Source organism: Streptomyces sp. NBC_00654, assembly GCF_026341775.1.
In the GTDB taxonomy this organism is placed as follows: domain Bacteria; phylum Actinomycetota; class Actinomycetes; order Streptomycetales; family Streptomycetaceae; genus Streptomyces.
In genome coordinates, this window is the sequence record NZ_JAPEOB010000005.1 from 33175 (window position 1) to 53332 (window position 20158).

Genomic DNA, 20158 nt, shown 5'->3' on the forward strand with positions numbered 1-20158 from the left:
ATCGATATGGGAAGCGTTGGAAGAGGGCAGGAATCGCGGCGCGACGGGCGCGGTACCGCCCTGCGGGAGCAGCGGCGGTACCGGGGGAGCCGACGGTCAGGCCGTAGCGGCCTCGGCAGACACGGCGGGCGGGCCGTAGGCACGGGCAAATGCGGCTCCGGCGGTCAGCAGCGCAACAATGTCCTGATGCGTGCGGACCAGGCGCTCCGACCACGGCACGGCGCGCGCGGAATCGGATCCGGTGTGGGCCTTGATCACCACGTCCAGCACCGATCCCGCGATCCACGCGGTGTCCGGGTCGCCCTGGTCGCCCTGGCTGACGCGGTTCAGCGCGGTGCCCAGCGAAAGCTGCGCGACGGGGGCGTCCATCTCGTCCCTGATCAGGCGCAGCAACGCCCGGAGCATGTCCTTGACCGTCATCTTCGCGTCGTCGGCGGGCAGGTCCTCGGCGGTGATGGTGTTGTAGGTCGTGGTCCGGGCCCAGCCGTCCCGGTCCAGGAGAGCGATGGTGGCGTCCAGGTGGCGGGCCACGGCCTCGCCGGACGACTCCTCGCCGGACGGGCCGGTCCAGATCGGCCGGTAGGAGTCGTCCGCAAGGGCCTTGGCTGCGGCCAGTGTCTCGTCGCTGAACACGGCGGCGGAAAGGGCGGGAGCGGGGGTGGTCTTCTGGGTCATGTGATCCTCGCGGTCTACGCGAAGGGCGGCCGGTCATCCGGCCGGAGCGGGGCGGGCTGCCCGGCGCTCTCCACCGTCCCCGCACCCATTCAGGGTGCGGGGACGATGGGCTACGCCGGGCGGTCAGCCCCGCAACCGGGCCCTCGCACGCTGCAGTTCCTCGGCCGACATGAACCGCGCGAGGTCCTCGACGGCCGCCGGACCGCCGTCCCGGGCAGCAGCGAGCTTCTTGAGGAGCGTCTCAAGCCCGGCCGCCAGCGTGTCGGCGCGGCGGCGCTGCGTCTCCGCCCGGTCGTGCAGCTCTCCGAGCTGCGCAGCGATCACCCGTTCCTGTTCCCGCCAAGTGCGGGAACGGATCATGCGGATCATGAAATCTCCTGGAGAACGTCGGACCCGCCCGGCCCGGCCGCATTTGACACGGCCGGGCCGGGCGGAACAGGCAGCCCGTCAGCGGGTGCGCAGGTGGTTGAGGTACTCGTCCTGAACGGTGACCAGCTGCTTGTAGTGCGGGGCGCCGCCGGTGCAGGCGGTCCCGGTCCGGGAGCGGATCCATGTCCGGCAGACCGGACAGACCGTGACATGTGCGGTCCAGAGGTCGCTGGCGCGGAGGTAGCGCTGGTGGAGGGTCTGGGCGGCCATCAGGCGGCGTGGGTGTGGGCCATGGCCGGGGTCGGGGCGGCCCCGCTGCATCCGGGGCAGAGCCACCGCCCGCAGAAGAGGCACGGCTCGTCCGCCGCTCGCATCTCGTCCGACGACCGGAAGGTCAGTGGCCGGGTGAGGTGGAGGATGGGCTGTCGCTCGTGGCCGGGGTCCATCTCGCCGAGGGTGCGGCGGGTGCGGCGGCCGGCGATGTGGGCGCGGTGGTCGCCGTCGGCGACCAGGCGGTGGACGAGCTGGTGGTGCCGGGTTTCGGTCTCGTCGGGCATCGGGCCGAGGTCGGTGTCGCGCTGCTCCTCGTCCTCCAGCCATCCGGCACGCGGAGCCAGGGACGGGACGATGCTGCCATCGCAGGGGCCCGTCTGAGCCGGGCCGGTACGGGTGGTGCGGGCGGGGCGTGTCAAGATTCCGTTCACAGGGACTCCCGGTTCCTGTACTGACGGCCCGGAGGTTGCACCCTCCGGGCCGTCGCCGTGGCTGGTCGGACGAGCAGCCACGGCCCGGGCCGTCCCGCGTGGGGCGGGACGGCCGGGGCCGTGGTCGATCGTCCGGGTCAGTGACGGTCCGGGTGGGTGTGGTCAGCCCACCCGCCGGCAGGCCAGCCGCGAGCACCGGAGCGGGCGGTGGCCTCCGCCGTGGCGATCGCGGCGTATGCCTGCGCCACCGCGGCGTGGGTCCGGGCGGAGGCAGGCGAGCCGCCCTCCGCGTAGGCGGCTGCGCGGTTGGCGTGCTCGACCGCGCGGGAGTACGCCTCGGGACCGGTCATGGTGGGCAGGTCAGTCATGCGTGTTCCTCCTGGGTGACGAGCTGGTGATGGGCAGTCGGACGGGTCAGCGAGCAGGTCAGGCGGCCCTGGCGGCCAGCACCCACACCACCGCGGACGGGAGCGGCTCCAGCGGGGCCGGCGGGAGAGCCCGGGCCGCGGGCGGCTCCATCCCGGACGGGAACTCCCGGCTCTGGGAGGTCTCCAGGTGTCCGAGCGCCTGATCGAGCAGCTCGGTCAGGACCGGCCACGCGAACTCCGGCTCGGGAAGCACCCGCAGTTGCGCGGCGGCCAGCCACACGTCCTGGGTGACGTCGTCCGCGTCGCGTACCGGGTCGGCGGCCATCTCGGCGAGCTGTTCGGCAGCGGCTGCGGCGAGCCGGGCGGAGTAGCGGGAGTAGAGGCTGGTCAGAGTGGTACGCATCAGGGGGTCCTCCAGGATCGGGGCGACTGTTCGTACGAGCAGCCGAGGCCCCGGCCGACCCGAGTGATCGGGTCGGCCGGGGCCTCGGTCGTTCGTCATCGGGAACTCGCGGTCAGAACGAGGTACGCGTCCAGGCTGGGAAGCGACCGGCGCAGCGTCCGCAGTGGGACCGGTGAGTGATCCGGCACCATCCGGCAGCGACCGCGCTGGTCAGGCTGGACTCGGTGGCACCGCAGCGCTCGCACGTGAGCGGGCCCTGTTCCGGCTGCTCGGCAGCCTGGCGGGGGACCAAGTGGTCCAGGGGGACCCCGGGGCCCTCGGCGGGCTGCGCGCCCTGCGGAACGGCGCGACGCGACTGGTCGGCGTTCTGCACCGCAGGAAGTACGGCGGCCCACCCGGCCTCGCGCTTCGGAGCGGCCCCGGCGTACTCGCGGTCGAACCGGCGGCGCTCCCGGGCGAAGACCTCCCGAACTGCCAGGCGCTTGGGCTCCTGGCGGACCAGCCGGAGGAAGGTGACGGCCAGGCGCTCGCCGTCACGGCAGGGCAGTGTCTGCCCGGCTCGGTCCGTGGCCTCGCCCCTGCAGGCCAGGCACCGCTCGTGGTGCCGACGGAACATCACGCGGACCTGCTCCGCGCTGAGCGGGACGGGCCTGAGCTGACTCGCGGCCGGTGCCGGGTGCGCCTTGGGCTTGGGCAGCACCTTCGTCGCCCGGCGGGAGGCGACCGTCGAGGACACCTCGGTCCGCTCGGCCAGCTCCGACCGCCAAATAGCGACCTCGGTGTTGAGGACGATCCGTCGGTTGCTGCTGGAGCAGCGGCGGCGGGGTGTCGTGGTGGGGTCGTGGTACGGGGTGGTGTGGTGCGGGACCAGCACCGGCGTGCCGAGGACTCCGGTGATTGGCGTCCAGCACTTGCAGGCCGGGCACATCACGTGCTCTTTGCCGGGCGTCAGGTTGATCTCGCTGGTCTTGAGCTCCGAGGCGATGATCGCCGGGAGGGTACTGAGGTTCTTCGTGCGGGTCTTCCGGCGGCGCTTGCGGGCCTTGGGCTCCACAGTCGGTGTGGCCATGGGGGACTCCTCCGGTAGAGGGGAGAGGGGGCTGCGTCACGGGTGGGCTCTCCGACCCCCAGGACCCCCGACCGAGGCCGGCGTCCTGGCTGATCGGACAGCGCATCAGCGCTGCGACGTGCAACAGGAGTTGACCGGCCAGGTGACCGGCCCAGGGGATTTGGTGGAGCTATCAACCCTGGTCCTCCCCTTCGGGGAAGCACTCGCAAGTGACGCTGAGCAGAAACCACGCGAAGACGGTGCCTTCAGCGGTTCAGCAGCGCCGCGACATCAATGTAGACCACTAGCGCCTTCCAGCGCTAGTGGTAGCGCTGGAAGTTTGCGTGGCGTAGTCTTCGACGTATAGAGCTGCACCAATGGAGGTGTGGCGCGCGAAGCCAGAGGGAGGAGACCGGCATGCCCAGCACAGTCGGATATGCAGAGATCGCCGCGAGCTATCGCAAGCAAATCCAGGACGGGGCGCTGAAGCCAGGCGCCACCATGCCGTCGCTGCGGCAGGTTTGTGAGCGCTATGGCGTGGCGCAGACGACCGCGAACAGGGCCTACCGAGTCCTCAAAATGGAGGGACTGACCATGGCCAAGCCAGGCGTGGGCACTGTGGTGGTCGGGCCGGTCAGCAACAACATCAGCACCCGCGTGCGGCTCTACGAGGAGACGGGAAAGGCGCTGGACGACGGCGAGAGCTCTCGGATTCTCGAGGTAGGCACCGTCGGAGCAGACGAACTGGTTGCGCCGCGCCTGGACGTTACGCCCGGCACGCCTGTCCATGTTCGCCGCCGTCTGGTCAGCCGCAATGGTGTCCCAGTACACCTGAGCAGCTCCTACTACCCCGCCTTCGTGGTCGCTGCGACGCCAGAGCTGGCTGAGCCAGTCTCGACTGGAGGCTCGCGCGAACTGGCAGCGACGCGTCTCGGTGTCGCTCAGGACCGTGTGCTGGAGGAAGTGACGTCGCGTCTCGCCACCAGCTCCGAAAAGGAGCACTTGGGCCTGACGGCTGGGGATGTCGTTGTAAGCCAGATCGTCCGGACGGTAACGCTGGCCAACGACCGCGTAGTTGAAGTGGCCGTCAAGGTCACCGGTGGAGCAACCATCCTCCGCTGGAGCACATCTCTGGCAGCCAGCACTCTCAAGAAATGACACGGGACCCCCTCAAAGCAAGGCGCTTGGACAGCACACACTGCGTTCGAAAGGCAGCTACCAAAAGTGACGAGTGGGGGTGACATTCAAGTTGTCACCCCCACTTGTCACTCCGCGCGATCAAGGGGCCGTGCCAAGCTCGGCCGCAGAAGGGCCAGCCCTCCGGGCCGCCAGCACCGTACGGAAAGGGGATCGGCGATGGATGTACGTCCTGACTGGGCGCGCCGGATGGCGGAGGAGCGCGCGGCGCGTGACTGGTCCCAGCCCGATGCCGTACGGGCCCTGATGGCTCGGCTCCCAGACGACCAGGTCGTGAGCGAGCAGGACTTGCTCCGGCAGTGGAAGCGCTGGGAGGCCGGCGACGCGCAGCCGGTGAAGTACCGGTCCGCCATCGCTCAGACCTTCGGCACGACCACCGGCGCTTTCTTTCCCGAGCGGTCCCGCCGGGACGGCCGGGCGGAAATCCTTCAGGTCAGCGGCATGGACACCGTGGACATCATCGCCCGGCTGCGCGCGTCCGATGTCGATGTCGCGACGCTGGACGCGCTGCGGATCACGGCGGACCGGCTGTGTTGCGAGTATGCCTACATGCCCGCCGACCAGCTGCTCCTGGAGGGCAAGGCGTGGCTCGCCCGCGTCGTCGGCCTCCAGCACCAGCGGGTCAGCCTCGCGCAGCACCGCGACATCATCGCGCTCGCCGGGAAGCTGTCGCTGCTGGTGGGCTGCGTGGAATACGACTCCGGCCGGCCGCGCGATGCCGAGGCCACGCGACAGGCCGCGCTGATGCTCGGTCAGGAGGCCGGTGAGCTGAGCGTGCAGGGGTGGGCCCACGAGATGCGCGCGTGGTTCAGCCTGACCCGGGGCGACTACCGCGGCGTCATCGCGGCCGCAGAGGCCGGCATCGCCGTGGCTCCCAATGAGAGCGTCGCCGTGCAGCTGTACGCGCAGAAGGCGAAGGCGTGGGCGCGGCTGGGGGACAGGGCGCAGACCGAGGTGGCGCTGGATCAGGGCCGTCAGCTCCTGGAACGCATGCCGTACCCGGAGAGCATTGAGGATCACTTCGTCGTCGACCCTGCCAAGTACGACTTTTACCGGATGGACGCGCTGCGCAAGGTCGGCGAGAACCGCCTCGCGGAGCAGCTGGCCCGCGAGGTGATCCGGGCGGGAACGGACTTCGACGGGACGGAGCGCTCGCCCATGCGGATCGCGGAGGCCCGGGTCACGCTGGGCGTGGTTGCGGCCCGCGAGGGTGACCTGGACTCAGCACTGGCTTTCGGCGAGCGGGCTCTGTCGGGCAGTCGGCGTTCGTTGCCGTCGCTGGCGATGGTGTCCGCCGACCTCGGTCAGGCCCTCCAGTCCCAGTACGCGCATGCATCCGAGGCGCAGGAATTCGTCGCGCATCTCCGCGAACTGCGGGGCGGCCAGTGACCCAACGACTGGCCCTCGCCCGGGGCCCTCTGACGGGTGCTCTGGGGTTCCACCTGTGCGTTCTCACGTCAGGAGCGGGGCCCGGGTCGCCTGGTGAGGATCCCGTGGGTCCACGCAGCGGCGGCGTTGCGCGCAACGTCGCCTCCACTCTTGTATTCACAATAGTATTCACGGAGGTATGCTGAGGTTATGGCTGACACGACCGTCAAGATCGACACGGCGACTCGGGACCGTTTCGCCGCCATCGCCGCTGCCCGCGGACAGAGCGTCCGGGGATATCTCGCCGCGCTCGCGATAGAGGAAGAGAACCAGTTGAAGCTGGGCCATGCGACTGCCGCCTTCCGGGCCGCTGTGGCGCGTCCCGGCATCGCAGAGGCATTCGACCGGGATTTCGGCGGACTTCCTCGGCGCACCGGCCGGGCGGCCTGACCCTTGGACCTCCACGTTGATATCCGGTGGCTGCTCGATCGCCAGGAGGATCTTCTCGGCAAAGAGCTGACGGTGCGGGACTACTCCGCCTTGGTCGCTGCCGTGGCCAGGCACCGGGTGAACACTCCCAGCCTGGACGAGACCTCACCTGACGCCTTCTGGCGCGCAGCTGCACTGCTGGAACAGATCGTGCTGCTGCGCCCGCTGCCGGCCCGCAGTGAACTGTTCGGGTACGGGCTCGCCACGGCCTACATCGAGGCTTCGGGCGAGTCGGTGGAAGCCGTCTACGAGTCCTGGCGCGACCTGATCATGGACATCCAGGCCCTTCGGCTGACGGTGTTCGACGTGGCCGACCGGCTGCGCTCCTGGCGCGTACCCGGAACGGAGGCCTAAGCAGGTGGTTCGCAGTTCCGGAAACGCTTCGGGCGTAAGGAAGTTCGTCACGCGCCCCCGTGAACTGGAAAGTGACCGGGGGTTCCCGTCAGGCGGACACGGCATTCGTGGTGCTCGGGAATTTGTGCGAATGCGTCCGGCGGTTCCGTCGGATTGTGCGGTTAGGCTGTGCCCAGACAAGATCCATAACGTCGAGAACCCCAGGGACCGGGCAAGGTCCGCTGGGGCTTCTCAAGCGAGGCTGAGCCTCGTTGGGCGACTCACCTGGAAAGGAGGTGATCGCGGGATGAAGAGTACCCGCCCTCGCGGAACTGCACGCGCAGCTACACCGTTTCACCCTCGCGGTCACGCCGCCAGGCGCCTGCTTTCGGGCAGGCCGACTCCACCATCGGTATCGAGGGGGTCGGGATGACCTAGGTCATCGGCCGCGCGCCAATGATGTGGACTGGTAATCCACTTCGCCTCGCGCGGCCCATCGCGCCAACCTTCAGGTCGGCCGCCCAGTCTCCGGAATTTGGCGCCGGTTCTGGGCTCCAGCTCACTGAGCTGGGTTTCTCATCACAAGCACTCCACTCCCGCCTGGCAGCGGGGGTCGCTCCACCCCAGTTCCTCGGGGCTCCTATGGCAGGGAGCCGGTGAGGCCTGGACAACAACAGAGCTTCCAGGGCTTCCCGTGGCAGGGGGCCCGTGAAGTTCGGCCGAAGTGAGCTTCTGGGGCTTCCCGTAACTGGGGAGCCGTCGAAGTTCGGTGCCCGAGCTTTCAGGGCTCCCGTGGCAGGGGGCCCGTCGAAGTTCGGTGTCGTTTCACCCCGGGTTCCGGTGGCCTTGGCAGGTCGTCGGGCTCGGGGGTCCACGTGATCGTGGCCGGGTCCCACAAGGGGGCTGGTCACGGTCTGAGCTTCCAATATGAAGTTGGTGTCCCCGTCATAGTGCCTGATCTCCCTGTCTATGGAAAGCGGACCCCTGTCCGTTTCGAGCTGATTCGGTCGTCCGGATCGTCCCGCGTGACGGGATCGACGGTCACTTTGACCGCTTATGCGGCGTATGCGACGCGCTTTTCTCCTCTCGTAGGAACACACACATACCTGTCAGTGACCCGGCATAGCGGCGGTTTCGGAGCTGTCTCGCCGGGCTCGGTCGTGGTCGCGGTGTCGGCCGCCCGGCTCGTGCACCCGCTCGCGGAGGTCGTCCACACCTGCGCCGACGGAAGCGTCCGCGAGGGCGGCTTCCCGCCTGGCGGGACGAGCTCCACGATTTCTGCCCGCCGTGCGGGAGCGCGGGGGGTAATCCGCGCTGAGCGCCCTCTGTCCACAGGCCGGGTGCTGCAGGGTCGGCGGATGGATCATGATGCACGCGTTCTGCCTGCTGCGGGAGGTGTCCGCTTTGGCGTGTACACCGGCCCGATGACACAGGCGATGTTGGGATGTTCGGCCCTGGCGGTGTCCGCCGCTCCGGTCGGGACGGTGGGCCGATGAGCAGCGTGGCGGCATCAGCCGTCGCGCTGCTTCCTGCTCCGCGTCCGTCGGCCGACGGTGACGCGGCCGGTGTGCTGCCGGGTGTGCGGTTCTGCCGGGTGGTGGAGGAGGAGCAGGACATCCTCCGCACGGCGTCGCGGCGGTCTGAGCCGCGGGCGTGGCTGCGGTCGGTGGTATGGCTGGTCGCTGCAGGGCTGCACCCTGAGGCCGGGCCGAAGACGCTGGTGATCGCGGAGAACCTCGCGGACCGGATGGATTACCGGCGCGGGATCGTGGTTTACGACCTGAAGGGCACGGTCCGGCGGACCGGTACGTCGCCAGCGACGGTGAAGCGGCACGTGACCGTGCTGCGGGAGCTGGGTGCGCTGGTGTGGCTGGTGTACGGATCGAAGCGGAATCTGGCGCTGCCCGGTGAGCCGTACATGGCGACGGCGACGATCTACGGTGCGGTCATCCCCCCGGCCTATGACGAGGCAATGGGGCACCGGCTGACCGGCACGGGCTATGAGGGCCGGGTGTGCGGGGTGACCGAGGCCGGCCGCGAGCGCGCGGTCGCCGAAGCGGTCGTGCGGAGCGAGGCCCGCTGTGCCGGTCGCCGCCGGTCGCAGCGGTCCGGTTCGGATGTCCGTCGCGGTGCCGGTACCGGACGGGGCCGGGGGACAACGCCTGTGGATAACCGGGGTGTGGATAACTCCTGCTCAGGAAGCCGTGAGCCCCATTCTCCTGGTGGTTACCACCGATCACCTGATGCTGATGTTGAGAGTGGTAGTAAAGACACCTCGCGCCAGCGCGCGAGCCGCACAACCGCCCCCCGTTCTCCCCACCAGATCAGCTACAACAGCGACGGCACCCGTCGAACAGCCCGCCAGGCGCAGCAGGGTATTGAGATCGCCCGGCAGGTCAGGGCCCGGGTCAACTGGGCTCAGACAGCCCGGCTCCGCCGCCTGGCCCGCGTGCTGCGCCCGCTGACCGATGCGGGATGGGACGCCCACCAGATCACCGAGAAGCTCCACTCCTGGACGCTGAGCTGGCGCCCCGCCCAGCCCGCGGAGTACATCCGTGCCCGCCTGGCCCAGCAGGCCACCGCCGAGCACCAGACGGCCGCAGCAGAGGCGGCCGAGGGCTGGGACGAGCAGGAAGCCTCCAGGCCCTTCGCCGCCTCCGCCGACCTGGTGCGCACTGTGATGGACGGCCTGGCCCAGGGCCTCGCCACGTACTCCGCCCGCCAGGCCGAGCAGGGCCTGGACGACCTCACCACCACCGCCGCGGCCGCCGACATGGCAGCAGTCCTCGGCACCACCACGACGGGAGCCCTGGCATGACCACCACCACCCCCAGCAACGGCGTTCCCGGCAGCAGCGGTGTGGATCTCGCCCGGGTCGCGCTCCGCAACGCCCGCGCCGCCGCGAAGACCCAGCCGCAGCCCAAGCGCCGCACCGGCGCTTCCCCGTCCGGGCGGCCACGAACCGGCGGCCGTGACCCGCTCCCCTTCGGTGACGCCCTCGCACGAATGGTCGCGGAACGCGGCTGGGAGCAAGCGGCAGCCGGCGGGAACGTCCTCGACCAGTGGCCCACGATCGCCCCCGAACTCACCGGGAAAGTGACCGCCGTCCGCTTCGACACGCAGACCCGGACGCTGCACCTGCTGCCCTGCTCACCGGCCTACCGCACCCAGCTCACCCTCCACCAGAAGCAGATCACCGCCAAGATCAACGACACCGTCGGCCCGGACACCGTCCGGCATCTGGAGATCCTGCGCCCCGCCACACTCACCACGCCCCACCACGCCCCGCCCGTGCCCAGCGCCGCCCGGACACCTGCGCCCGCTGCCACTCCGCACCCCGTCGCCGTGTCCGGGAAGTCTGCGCGGCAGGAGGTGCCGGAGGGCTACCGCGATGCCATCGCCGCCCACCGCGCCACCTGGAACACCACCCGGCAGCACACCAGCCCCGAGGTCCAGGCGGCCGCCGAACGGCAGCTCCGGAACCGGCTCCGGGAACCGGAGGAGAACTTCGCCGACGGCCGCCAGGCCCTCGCCGGGCTCCGCGCGAAAGCGGCCGCCCAGCAGCAGGTGCGGCCCAGCGACGCTTCCCGGGCACGGGCCCTGCAACGCCTCGCCGCCGAACGCGAGGGGCTGGCCACGCTCACACCAACCTCCGCTCTCAACCCCGCCCGGCCCTCCCAGGCCGCATGACCACGTACGGAGAGACACATGCCGGACCAGACCGAGTACGACTACTTCTCGCCCAACGAAGGCCCGGACTGCACACGGTGCGCGGAGGCACGTCCTGAGCTGGAGAAGATCAGGGACTTCGCCCTGGCCCAGAAGGAGCGGTTCGCCGCTCAGGCCCTCCACCCGTACGTCGCGGGAAAGACCGCTCTCCACCACAGCAGCTGCTCCACGCTGGAAGACCTCGCGCAGCAGGGACGCCCCCTGTCGTGGGACGAGGAGACAGAGTCGCCGGCAGACGTGTTCGAGGGTGAGCTCCTGGGGTTTGCTCACGCCGACGTCTTGTCCGCGTACCGGCCGAACTTCACCGTCATGACCGCCCAGGAGGCCGCCGGGTGGGTTCGAGCCCATACCGGCCCCAGGGGCGGAACCCGTTACAGGCTCTGCAAGGTCTGCACCCCGGACCTTCCGGCTGCACACCCTCCGCCGCCCACCTCCGCTCCTCCCGGCTGAGCTCCGCTTCCGGGCTCATCCGCCCACCGGAACGACAGGCACCTAGCAGTGCCTTCTCGGCCAATGCTCATGAGGAATCAGGCAGGAAGGGCCGCTCTGGACGTGCCGCCCACTGCCGGGTCCCATGATCTGACCTGGGGACGAAGCGACCCCAGGACGGTGAGGAGCAGCGGTATGGGTGTGAGCGAAAGCTATCTGTCCAGGGCGGGAGTCCAGCAGCTGCTGGGCATCAACGCCTTTGGGCTGTGGCGGCTGGTGAGGAAATACGACGACTTCCCGCAGCCGACCGAGCCGCCGCACGACCCGTTCGCCTCCTTCAACGAGGAGAAGGAGCCGGAGGAGGTCTGGAACGGATTCCAGGTCTACCGGTGGGCGGCCCGCACTCCGGAGTTCGCGCACCGCGGCGCCGTGCTGCTGCGCCCGGTCCCCGAAGACGTGGCGCCCGGCCGGTGGGCCGGGTACAAGGACACGGTGCGCGGCCCCGCGCTGGACTGGCATACGGTCCTGGGGACGATCCGCATCGTGCACTGCGACGACCGCAAGGTGGCCACCGACGTCGCCACCGAGGCGGTCGGCGGCGGCAACCCGGACGGCGTCGTCACCGTCTGTGCCCTGTACGGGGACATGAGCTTCCGCGGGCCGGCACTGGTCGCGGCCGACACCGCACGCCCGAGCATCGAGTACGAAGCCGACTGGGGTGACGTCGCGGCCCTAGCCGGGCAGGACCTGCCCTGGTGGCCCGAACTGCTGCGCCTGCCGCACCTGATCCGGGCCTGGGAGCCCGGCGCACCCGCGGCCACCGCGGAGGTGCCCGCCAACAACAACGAGAAGATCCTGCGTCGCGTCGTCGGCAAGGACGCCTTCGACGTCACCTCGCACCTGGCAGCGACCGACATGGCCAACGACATCCGCAACAACCGGATCGACGCAGCCCTGCACGACAACGAAGTCTTCGGCAAGAAAGCCTACGGCGAGCGCCGCAACCCCGTGGCCATCGCAGCCGAACCCGACACCGGCCACCACCCCCTGCGCTCCGACGGCGACCGCCAGATCCTCAAGGCCGGCTGGCTGAGGCTCGCCCTCAGTACCCACCCCGACGCCGTCGCCGCGATCGAGGTCGCCGTCGGCCGCCAGCCGGACCTGCTCCCCTTCGGTGCGCTCACCGAGGTCCCGGTCCGTCCCGGCGCGGTCAGCGAACGGTGGGCCCGCCGGCTCACCATGTGCGATCCGACCGCCGCCCACGTCGTCCTCGCCCAGAGCAAGAAGGCGGAGGCCTTCTTCATCGACCCGCTCACCGACATGCCCGTCCTGCGCACCGTCGCCGACCACGGCGGCAAGCAGGTCTGGCGGTTCTACGCCCCGCTGTCCCTCCCGGCCGACGACGCCGAACTCGCCTCGGTGATCCTGCACCACACCGTGTGGGTCACCACCAGCGACGGCCACCTCCACCCCGCCCCCTGCACCCCGTCCGAGCACCTGTGGTGGGGCAACGGATACGGCGACCGTCCCAGCGAGGCCGCTACGGTCATCAACCTGCTCCTGGACGACCTCAAGGCCACACCCAACCTGCGTGAGCACTGGAACGCGCCGAAGGGCCTGACCGCCTTGCTCAACGAGGACCACAAGCACGGCACCGAACTCACCCGCAGCACCCTGCTCCACGCCCGGATGACGCCACCGCGTACCCGGTGAAGCTGAGGCAGCCCGGCCGCCGAACCGCTGATCGGCTTCGATCCGGCCGTCCTCGCCCTCGAAGCGAGTGAGCCGTACGTACGGCTCACCTGCTGTGTCACCGCTGCTTCTCCTGTCTGGCCCACACCTTTGCGTCAACGTGTCAGGATCGGAAGCATGGCGATCATCGGGGTACGCGTCGAGTTCTATGAAGAGGTCGGCGACGTGGGGGAGTCGTCCCAGAACATGCTGGGCGCGCTCTACCGCGAGCGTGGATTCAAAGCCGAGGCGGTGCCCAGGGTGGGGGAGCTGTTCCGGCTGTCCTCCCTGCGGGTCGGATCGAACGCGCTCCCCACCGGCTTCGGCTTCACGGTACCCGGCCCGTTCCTGCCGGTGCGGGCGGTCGAGCACTCCCCCGTTCCTATCGACGATCGAGGCAACACCGTCCAATGGTGGGACCAGTCTGCTGAACCCTTGGTGAGCGTCGTGCTGTACACGACGAGGTCGGATGACCCGCGTCTGTTCCGCACAATGCTGGAGCGGTTCGCCGCACCGGATTCCGGCTGGAACGGGGTATTCGCCCAGGGCACAGAGCTGGACCGCCTCTGGGGGGAACTGCGTGACGCCCACAGCCCTGCCGCCGTGTAGGCGGTCGCCGACTGCGCCGTCCGGGCTGTGAAGGGCTGGCCACCGTTCCCTTCAGAAACGACAGCGCCTTGGGTATCACGCCTGGTCAAAGGGCGGAACAGGTGCCCCTAGCTCTTACGGCAGGCTTGTTGTCCGGTGCCGTCGGTGACTGCCTCGCATTGACGCAAGGCATTGCAGGTCGTACGATCGATGCATACCCCGCCGGGTCTGCAAAGCCCCGGTTCGACGGCCCCGCAAGGGGCCGTTTTTGTATTCACAGACAGGTTGTGCGCGCAGGCGAGCGAACCCCGGCTGTTCGCGGTCGGCAGGACCACGGCCCGGGCATCGCCTCTGGCTCTCGGGAGGGGCACCCAGCGTGTCTGAGCTGATCGTCTACGTCGACGGTTTCAATCTGTACCACGGGCTCCACGCCAAGTACGGACGCCGGTTCCTCTGGCTCGACCTGGAGAAACTCGCCCGGACACTACGTCCCCGCGACCAGCTGGTGAAGGTCAAATACTTCACCGCGTCCGTCATGAACGACCCCGGGGCCTTGAGCCGACAGGACGCCTACCTCCAGGCTCTTCCTGCGCACAGCGGCGACACGGTGGAGATCATCAAAGGCCGCTATCAGGCGAAGCAGAAGACGTGCCGGCAGTGCGGCAGCAACTGGACGCACTACGAGGAGAAGGAGACCGACGTCAACATCGCGGTCTCCCTCGCCGCGGATGTGGCAACAAAGTCGGCGACCTCGGCCGTCATCATCAGTGCCGACAGCGACCTCGCCCCCGCTGTCCGCAAGGCCAAGAGCCTCGCGCCGGGGACTCACATCATGGCGGCGTTCCCGCCCAAAAGGTACTCCAACGAACTGAAGACGCTGATGCCAGCGTCCTTCCTCATCGGCCGTGCCAAGTTCTCCGGCGCCCAGTTGCCTGACCAGGTCGTCGACCCGGCGACCGGACACGTCATCGAACGCCCGGCAAAGTGGGCCTGACGGAGAATCCCGGCGAGACCCAGCTCATGAGGCAGCGCCCCGTTGATGATGCTGTCGTTCTCGGTGGTCACCACGACAATGGAACAGCCCAGATGCTCCTCAAGCACGCACGGCCACCAGGCCCCCGAGCGGGCCGACATGGCCCAGGGCCGGGATACGGAGGTTCCGGACTGTCTCCCGCGTCTGGCAGGGGACCTGCAGTTCGGGCTTGTTTCCAGCGGTCCGCCAGGCGCGTACGCTCCGGCCATGACACCTAGCGCAGCGTTCCCCGCACACTGTCAGGAGCCGGATCCCGGGTGGGGTTTCACCCCCGCACCCTGAACGCCCGGAGGCCCTCACCGATTGCTGATCGGTGAGGGCCTCCTGCTGTGCCACGGCGGGCCGACGGCCGTCCAGGCCGGTACGCGCGGCCGCCAGACGTTGTGCCTGGACACGGCGCGAGTCCCCGCAGCACTTGCAGGTCAGCGGTATGGACACCGTCGACATCATCGCCCGGCTGCGAGCATCCGACGTGGCGGCGCCGAGCTCTTGCGCTCCTTCCGGCCGGTTTCAGCGGGAGCGCCAGTCGGTGAAGACCTGTTCGGCGTCGGCTTCGACGACGTCGCGCAGGTCTTCGTCGTCGTCCGGGGCATCCAGGCCCAGTGCGTTGAGGACGTGCCGGTAGTACTGGTAGGCGAAGTGGGGGTCGCCCGCTGCCAGCACGGACGACAGGAGCGGCTCGTCGTCGGCCGTGGACCGGTCGACCTTGACCAGTACCTGGACGCGTTCGCGGTTGCTGAGAGGGGGAGAGCGGAGCCGAGCTGCTGCTCCAGCCGGCTCCAGCTGGTCGATGTCCGCTCCCGCGCTGCCTTCTTCAGGGCTCCACGGACAGCCGCCGCGGCGGGCACGAGGTGCGCCGGCAGCGTGGCAGGGTCCGTGATCGGGTCCGGCTCTGGATCCATGGCCGGGGGTGTGCTGGTGTCCGGCTGCCGCTGTGTGGCCGTGCTCTTGGGCGCGTCGGGTTCTTCTGCGGGGCCGACGGCTTTTCCTGCCCATTCATTCACCTTGTGCTGCTCAGCCGACGACAGGATGTCTCCGGCCTCCTTCGCCGCAGCCACGAGCTCCTCGACAAGCTCCTGCTGCTGTTCAGTGGACAGGGACTCACGGCGTAGACGGCCGGTGATGCTCTGAACCCGCCCTCGTGCCTTGTTCCGTGCTTTGCGCTCCAGGGCCTCCGTCACGGGCTGCTTTTCCAGCTCCTGAGCCTCTGTCTCGCGACGCATCCACCGCTCCTCACGCGTTGCCGCTCGGCGTGCTCTGCGTTCCTCCTCGGCTGTGGCCTGGCGCGCTTCTCGCATCCGGGCCTCCTGCTCGCGCCGTTCCCTTGCCGCACGCCGTTCCCGGGCAGCACGACGAAGTGCCTCTTCGAGGAACGTGTCGGCTGCCCGGAGAGTTGCGGCCTCTTGCGGTGTGGCCGCCGCGTCGCCCAGAAGAAGCTTTCTGGCCTGGGGAATCAGCGTTGAGACGTTGCGGTCGTGTCCATGCCGGATGGCTTCGTCAAGTCGGTGAAAAAGCCGCCGGCGGGCCCGGTCCTGCTGGTGGATCCAGTCGTTCGCGTGGTCGATCGCGCGTTGCAGGTGCTCAAGGGCCTGGCCCTCGCAACGGGATAACTGGAGCCGTGCTGTGTCCCGCAGCTGGCGGGCGGCGTCGGTCTCCTGCTGGTGCACGGCGTGGTGGATGAGCCGGGTCAGGGCCCCGATCTGCACCGGCCCCTCCGGCCCCTCCGGCTTCTCGGTGCGCGGCCGCGGCACGGGGGCCTGGCGTGCGGCGTCACGTGCGGCCTCAAAGCGTGTGACGACAGGGGTGATGAGCCGGCCGTGCTCGTCGACGGTGCAGTCCGCCAGCTCGAAGTCCCAGTCGGTGCCCACGTGCGGGAGCTCGGTACCGAGCACCATGACCCGCTGGTTGCCCTCGCTGACGAACTTGACGCGGTTGACATAGCCCCGGCGCGCCAGGGTGCGGTGATCGATGTGGACACCGGGGCCGAGGATGATGTCGGCTGCCTCCGTGGCGTCCCAGTCGGGCGGTGTGATGGGGTCCATGTGCAGCAGCAGCGTGTGCCCGTCCAGTTCGATCTCCACGAGAGAGCCGACCGGGGCGTCGTCCCGGTCGATGTAGCGGTAGCGCGCGGTATGCCCCTGGCCGCGCAGCCACGCCTGGGTGGCCGTACGTACGTACAGGTGGTCCGCGCTCGCGACGTCCCTGGAGCGGCGCCCGCATTCGGGCAGCAGCCCGTCGGGGTCGGGGAAGTGGGCGAAGTGGCTGACGCGGACGTTGCCCCGCCTCGTCAGGAGCTGGCCGCCGCACCCGCCCAGCAGGACCCCGCACCAGAACGTCGTCGCGGAGAACTCCTCGCGGAACTCGTCGAGCTCGTCGGCATCCGTCGGGCAGACCACCGGATCATCGGACCCGGGATCCTCCAGAACGGCCGTCTGGATCTGCCGGTTGTCCACGCCCATCGCCAGCCCCTTCGCCAGCACAAACCAGCTCTCCCGTCCGCACGAGAGCATCCTGCGGACGCGAGAAGAGGTAGATCGCTATCGGCTGTTCAGCCTATCGAGCGTCACGGAGAGTCGCGCCGGAACGCGGGAAACGTAGTCAACGCGACGGACCGCCTCCGCTGTTCGCCTTGGCCGCCTGTGTCCGCGCTGCCCGGCTCCTGCTGTGGGCGGAGTCAGCCGGCGGGCCGGAAGAACGAGATCAGCCTGGCAGTTGGCCCGAGCTCCTGGTCCAGGCCGTGATGGTGGACTTCGCGCCATCCTTCGTCAAGATCCAGCGGGCCCGTGCGGCTGTCGCGATACTCGTTTCGCCCGCTCCCGGAAAGCCGGGGGAGGGCTCAGAGCGAGGGGGGCCGGTGGGCGAAGCGCGGACAGGACACGAGGTGCACCAGGAGCACGAGAAGCTGGTCCGTGCTCTGGCCGATCAGCACGCTCGCACCGTCGCCCAGGACCGCGGCGAGGGTGTTCCGGACGAGGCGTTCGACGTCCTGATGGAACACGCGCAGACGCTGATGGCATACGAGAAGCAGATGCCCGCGTTCCTGGCCGAACCGGAGCGGGTGCGTAGCCAGAAGGTCATCTTCTGGTCCTGGCGGGTCCAGAGCGCGGTGGCGATCGCGCTGATCTTCGTCTTGCATCTGCTGGGGTACTCGCACGGGTGGTACTTCCTGGTCGTGCCCCACCTGGTGGCCACCTTCTGCGGCTGGCCGCTCGAAGCGACCGTGAAGAACCACCTCGCCCGCCGTAGCGCTTCCATCGTCCTGCACGCGATGGGGGTGGTGCTCGTCCTGGTCGTCCTGTCGCCCTGGTTCATCGTCGCCCTCCTGATCGGCTGGGCCGTCATCGGCACGGCTGTCTCGGACGGTCAGGGGGCAGGGAAGTGAGCGACGCCCTGGAGGTTCAGTTCCGGGACACCGACCGGCGGGTGCGCAGTACCGACCTGCGGGTGAGCGGTCTCGACAGCCGCCTGGACGATCTGGAGGGCGAGCACGAGCGGTTGAAGTCCCGGTTCGGCTACACCGAGGACCTGGACCACGAGCTGCGTTCCCTGCGCGACGACATCTCCGGCCTGGAGACCACGACCGAGGAAGTCGACGGCCGGGTCGACGAGCTCGACGACCGCGTCGAGGCCGCAGAACGGACGGTGAAGCGGCTCACCCAGCACGTGCGGCTGCTGGAAGGCCAGATCATGGCCACGGGGAACACCCCTCCGGCGGACCTGGACACCTTCACCAAGGACCAGCACGCCCTGGCCGCCACGATGCGGTCCGGCTGGGACGCCGCCGACGCTCTCCTCACCAGCACCGTCCGCACTCACCACCGGACCCGGGTACAGCGCTTCCACGACGCCCAGGCTCAGCACCGGGCCACCCGGGAGGAAGCCGTCGGCCTGGTCGCCACACTGCTCTCCACCCCCTACGGCACCCAGCCCCACGCCAAGGCCGCCACCAAACTGCGCTCCGTCATCGCACGCGAGGCGACCGAGCGCCAGGGCCTTGCACGGCAGGCTCCCGAGGCCCGCAAGGCCACCGCAGCCCTCGCCGCGGACCGGGCGGCCACCGCCGACAAACAGCCGTCCATCGCCGCCGGCGAACGTGCGGAACAGCGGCTCACCCTGGCCCTCCGCAGCAGGCTGGCGCACGCTGTCAGCGATCGTGTGCTCCTGCCCTCCTGGTTCGCCACCGTCCTGGGCCCGGCACCACCGGCACAGGCCACCGAACGCTGGCTGGAGTGCGCCACCCACGTACTGCTGTACCGCCTCACCTACCGCATCGACGACCAGGTCCTCGCTCTCGGCCCCCGCCCCAACCCCACACACCAGCACCAACACCTGTGGCACGAGGAACTCCGCAAAGAACTGCGCCACTGGTGAACCACATGTGATCAGCCGTCCCCGGGAACCGGCCGGAGTAATGACTCTCTCCGGCGTACCGTGAGCGCTTTCGACGCCGCGGCGACCGGACGTGACACCCGTCGGTCCGGACGCCCTACTCAGGAGATCCGACCGTGACCGAAGTCGCGCTGGACGAGTCCCCCTACGAGATCCACACCGACCAGCTCACCCGCGCCCAGGCCGACACGCTGTACAGCTTCCTGAAGGAGCGGACCCGCGCACTCCTGGCCGAGCACGAGAACGGCACCGAGGAGCACCGCGCGATTCTCGCCCTGGACACGGCCGTGGACATGATCTACGACGAGATCACCGGGTACTTCCGCTACGAGACCGACCTGGACCGTGACTTGACGGAACTGCGTGAGAACTGGCAGCGCCTTCGCTGGTTCTCCTTCCCTTGGCGGGACACCCCCGGCTACGACGACGCCCTCTGGCCCCGGGCGAAGTACGTCCCCCTGCGAGCGGGGGAAGCCGCTGAGGGCGACGCCCAGAAGAAGCTGCTCCAGGCCGCAGCCCAGGTCGGCGAGATCCGGCAGAAGGCGTTGGCGCAGCTCGCGGCCGTCCGCAGCGAGGACGGCATGCCAGCGGATCCCGAGGACGAAGTCATCGCCCACCGGATGCTGGAGGCGTACTTCCAGCACTACGAACGGATCGCCGCCGAACACAACGCCCCCGTCATCGGGCGCGAAATCGCCGACCAGCGACGGGCCTGGGCCGAGGAACGGCGCATGACGGGGCTTGGCCCGACCTGGCTGCTCAAGTTCGCCACTGAGGAGGAACTCAACTCAATCATCCAGAACTTGCAGGGCGACGGGTTGGCGGAGGAGATCACCCGAGCCACCTTCGAGCGTGCTGCCGTGAAGCGCTGGCTGACCTCGCAAGGCCACGACATCAATGAGGACGAGGTCCAACCGCAGTGACTACGGGTGACCGCCCTTCATCCGATGGAGTGACTACCGCCGGGTTCGGACAGTCCGGGGGACGACACTGAGGCTGTGCCCGCCGCCGATACCGCCCGGGAACAGTAGATCCGTGGTGGCTTCGCCGGAGTCGGTTCCGAAGTGGTCGGTGACCTCGGTGCCCGTGCCGACGGGGCGGTCCCAGTCGGTGTAGAAGACCCCCGGTGGCTCAAGGCCGAACAGGAGCTTCGGCTGCGGGGGGCGCGGTGTCCTGGGCGGGCGTGGGCCGATGCGCTGGGCGGCTGCGACCCGGCGGGCCGCCTCGCGGGATCGTCGGGCGGCCGGGTCTGCTTGTTTGCGTGCCATACATCGACGACACGATTCCCGAGAAGGTGTAGCAGAC

The 20158-nt window shown here is 69.3% G+C and carries 22 protein-coding genes; 13 read left to right on the forward strand and 9 right to left on the reverse strand.

Features of this window, described 5'->3' with window-relative positions; translation table 11 throughout:
• Window positions 1-96: 96 nt before the first annotated feature.
• The 7 genes from OHA98_RS39905 to OHA98_RS39935 form a co-directional block, all read right to left on the reverse strand.
• Entirely contained in the window at window positions 97-675 is a 579-nt protein-coding gene (locus OHA98_RS39905; RefSeq protein ID WP_266933107.1) for a hypothetical protein, read from the reverse strand.
• Window positions 676-798: 123 nt separating this feature from the next.
• Window positions 799-1044, reverse strand: a complete 246-nt coding sequence (locus tag OHA98_RS39910) for a hypothetical protein (protein WP_266933109.1) — start codon at window positions 1042-1044, stop codon at window positions 799-801.
• 78 nt (window positions 1045-1122) lie between these two features.
• The gene (locus tag OHA98_RS39915) at window positions 1123-1314 is read right to left on the reverse strand and encodes a hypothetical protein (RefSeq protein WP_266933111.1); all 192 of its coding nucleotides are present in this window, start codon (window positions 1312-1314) and stop codon (window positions 1123-1125) included.
• Window positions 1314-1748: a hypothetical protein gene (locus OHA98_RS39920; protein WP_266933113.1), complete on the reverse strand. Its 435-nt coding sequence runs from the start codon at window positions 1746-1748 to the stop codon at window positions 1314-1316. Before OHA98_RS39920 ends, OHA98_RS39915 begins: the two co-directional genes overlap by 1 nt.
• A 137-nt stretch (window positions 1749-1885) precedes the next feature.
• Window positions 1886-2116, reverse strand: coding sequence for a hypothetical protein (locus tag OHA98_RS39925; protein ID WP_266933114.1), 231 nt, complete (start codon window positions 2114-2116; stop codon window positions 1886-1888).
• A 58-nt stretch (window positions 2117-2174) separates the two neighbouring features.
• Window positions 2175-2519 (reverse strand): hypothetical protein, encoded by a 345-nt coding sequence (locus OHA98_RS39930; protein WP_266933116.1) that lies wholly within the window; start codon window positions 2517-2519, stop codon window positions 2175-2177.
• A gap of 112 nt (window positions 2520-2631) precedes the next feature.
• Complete coding sequence (locus tag OHA98_RS39935; protein ID WP_266933118.1) at window positions 2632-3588, reverse strand: hypothetical protein; 957 nt, start codon at window positions 3586-3588, stop codon at window positions 2632-2634.
• A 396-nt stretch (window positions 3589-3984) separates the two neighbouring features.
• Here OHA98_RS39935 and OHA98_RS39940 point away from each other — a divergent pair, with 396 nt between their 5' ends.
• The 10 genes from OHA98_RS39940 (at window position 3985) to OHA98_RS39985 (ending at window position 14425) form a co-directional block, all read left to right on the forward strand.
• Window positions 3985-4725, forward strand: a complete 741-nt coding sequence (locus tag OHA98_RS39940) for a GntR family transcriptional regulator (RefSeq protein ID WP_266933120.1) — start codon at window positions 3985-3987, stop codon at window positions 4723-4725.
• A 198-nt stretch (window positions 4726-4923) separates the two neighbouring features.
• A complete protein-coding gene (locus OHA98_RS39945; RefSeq protein ID WP_266933122.1) occupies window positions 4924-6153 on the forward strand; it encodes an XRE family transcriptional regulator in 1230 nt (409 codons plus the stop codon).
• A 189-nt stretch (window positions 6154-6342) separates the two neighbouring features.
• The gene (locus tag OHA98_RS39950) at window positions 6343-6582 is read left to right on the forward strand and encodes an antitoxin MazE7 (RefSeq protein ID WP_266933124.1); all 240 of its coding nucleotides are present in this window, start codon (window positions 6343-6345) and stop codon (window positions 6580-6582) included.
• A gap of 3 nt (window positions 6583-6585) precedes the next feature.
• Window positions 6586-6975, forward strand: coding sequence for a toxin Doc (locus OHA98_RS39955; protein ID WP_266933126.1), 390 nt, complete (start codon window positions 6586-6588; stop codon window positions 6973-6975).
• Between the two features lie 1471 nt (window positions 6976-8446).
• On the forward strand, window positions 8447-9772 hold the full coding sequence (locus tag OHA98_RS39960; RefSeq protein ID WP_266933128.1) for a cell wall protein: 1326 nt from the start codon (window positions 8447-8449) through the stop codon (window positions 9770-9772).
• Entirely contained in the window at window positions 9769-10644 is an 876-nt protein-coding gene (locus OHA98_RS39965; protein ID WP_266933130.1) for a DciA family protein, read from the forward strand. Before OHA98_RS39960 ends, OHA98_RS39965 begins: the two co-directional genes overlap by 4 nt.
• A gap of 18 nt (window positions 10645-10662) precedes the next feature.
• On the forward strand, window positions 10663-11133 hold the full coding sequence (locus OHA98_RS39970) for a hypothetical protein (protein WP_266933132.1): 471 nt from the start codon (window positions 10663-10665) through the stop codon (window positions 11131-11133).
• Window positions 11134-11307: 174 nt separating this feature from the next.
• Complete coding sequence (locus tag OHA98_RS39975; protein ID WP_266933133.1) at window positions 11308-12825, forward strand: hypothetical protein; 1518 nt, start codon at window positions 11308-11310, stop codon at window positions 12823-12825.
• 156 nt (window positions 12826-12981) lie between these two features.
• Window positions 12982-13452, forward strand: coding sequence for a hypothetical protein (locus OHA98_RS39980; RefSeq protein ID WP_266933134.1), 471 nt, complete (start codon window positions 12982-12984; stop codon window positions 13450-13452).
• A gap of 355 nt (window positions 13453-13807) precedes the next feature.
• A complete protein-coding gene (locus OHA98_RS39985; protein WP_266933136.1) occupies window positions 13808-14425 on the forward strand; it encodes an NYN domain-containing protein in 618 nt (205 codons plus the stop codon).
• Window positions 14426-14910: 485 nt separating this feature from the next.
• On the opposite strand, the gene OHA98_RS39990 is transcribed toward OHA98_RS39985, so the two are convergent.
• Complete coding sequence (locus OHA98_RS39990) at window positions 14911-16974, reverse strand: hypothetical protein (protein ID WP_266933137.1); 2064 nt, start codon at window positions 16972-16974, stop codon at window positions 14911-14913.
• 344 nt (window positions 16975-17318) lie between these two features.
• Here OHA98_RS39990 and OHA98_RS39995 point away from each other — a divergent pair, with 344 nt between their 5' ends.
• The 3 genes from OHA98_RS39995 (at window position 17319) to OHA98_RS40005 (ending at window position 19776) form a co-directional block, all read left to right on the forward strand.
• Window positions 17319-17846, forward strand: coding sequence for a hypothetical protein (locus OHA98_RS39995; protein WP_266933138.1), 528 nt, complete (start codon window positions 17319-17321; stop codon window positions 17844-17846).
• On the forward strand, window positions 17843-18835 hold the full coding sequence (locus OHA98_RS40000; protein ID WP_266933140.1) for a hypothetical protein: 993 nt from the start codon (window positions 17843-17845) through the stop codon (window positions 18833-18835). The genes OHA98_RS39995 and OHA98_RS40000 overlap by 4 nt, the downstream gene beginning before the upstream one ends.
• Window positions 18836-18969: 134 nt before the next feature.
• Entirely contained in the window at window positions 18970-19776 is an 807-nt protein-coding gene (locus tag OHA98_RS40005; protein WP_266933141.1) for a hypothetical protein, read from the forward strand.
• A gap of 33 nt (window positions 19777-19809) precedes the next feature.
• Here OHA98_RS40005 and OHA98_RS40010 read toward each other — a convergent pair whose 3' ends face one another.
• Entirely contained in the window at window positions 19810-20121 is a 312-nt protein-coding gene (locus OHA98_RS40010) for a hypothetical protein (RefSeq protein ID WP_266933142.1), read from the reverse strand.
• Between the last annotated feature and the right edge of the window lie 37 nt (window positions 20122-20158).

Excerpts from the sequence above, each read along its gene's own strand:
- OHA98_RS39905 (WP_266933107.1), bottom strand. The coding sequence starts at position 675 with ATGACCCAGAAGACCACCCCCGCTCCCGCCCTTTCCGCCGCCGTGTTC.
- OHA98_RS39910 (WP_266933109.1), bottom strand. The coding sequence starts at position 1,044 with ATGATCCGCATGATCCGTTCCCGCACTTGGCGGGAACAGGAACGGGTG.
- OHA98_RS39915 (WP_266933111.1), bottom strand. The coding sequence starts at position 1,314 with ATGGCCGCCCAGACCCTCCACCAGCGCTACCTCCGCGCCAGCGACCTC.
- OHA98_RS39925 (WP_266933114.1), bottom strand. The coding sequence starts at position 2,116 with ATGACTGACCTGCCCACCATGACCGGTCCCGAGGCGTACTCCCGCGCG.
- OHA98_RS39930 (WP_266933116.1), bottom strand. The coding sequence starts at position 2,519 with ATGCGTACCACTCTGACCAGCCTCTACTCCCGCTACTCCGCCCGGCTC.
- OHA98_RS39935 (WP_266933118.1), bottom strand. The coding sequence starts at position 3,588 with ATGGCCACACCGACTGTGGAGCCCAAGGCCCGCAAGCGCCGCCGGAAG.
- OHA98_RS39940 (WP_266933120.1), top strand. The coding sequence starts at position 3,985 with ATGCCCAGCACAGTCGGATATGCAGAGATCGCCGCGAGCTATCGCAAG.
- OHA98_RS39945 (WP_266933122.1), top strand. The coding sequence starts at position 4,924 with ATGGATGTACGTCCTGACTGGGCGCGCCGGATGGCGGAGGAGCGCGCG.
- OHA98_RS39950 (WP_266933124.1), top strand. The coding sequence starts at position 6,343 with ATGGCTGACACGACCGTCAAGATCGACACGGCGACTCGGGACCGTTTC.
- OHA98_RS39960 (WP_266933128.1), top strand. The coding sequence starts at position 8,447 with ATGAGCAGCGTGGCGGCATCAGCCGTCGCGCTGCTTCCTGCTCCGCGT.
- OHA98_RS39965 (WP_266933130.1), top strand. The coding sequence starts at position 9,769 with ATGACCACCACCACCCCCAGCAACGGCGTTCCCGGCAGCAGCGGTGTG.
- OHA98_RS39970 (WP_266933132.1), top strand. The coding sequence starts at position 10,663 with ATGCCGGACCAGACCGAGTACGACTACTTCTCGCCCAACGAAGGCCCG.
- OHA98_RS39975 (WP_266933133.1), top strand. The coding sequence starts at position 11,308 with ATGGGTGTGAGCGAAAGCTATCTGTCCAGGGCGGGAGTCCAGCAGCTG.
- OHA98_RS39980 (WP_266933134.1), top strand. The coding sequence starts at position 12,982 with ATGGCGATCATCGGGGTACGCGTCGAGTTCTATGAAGAGGTCGGCGAC.
- OHA98_RS39990 (WP_266933137.1), bottom strand. The coding sequence starts at position 16,974 with ATGCTCTCGTGCGGACGGGAGAGCTGGTTTGTGCTGGCGAAGGGGCTG.
- OHA98_RS40010 (WP_266933142.1), bottom strand. The coding sequence starts at position 20,121 with ATGGCACGCAAACAAGCAGACCCGGCCGCCCGACGATCCCGCGAGGCG.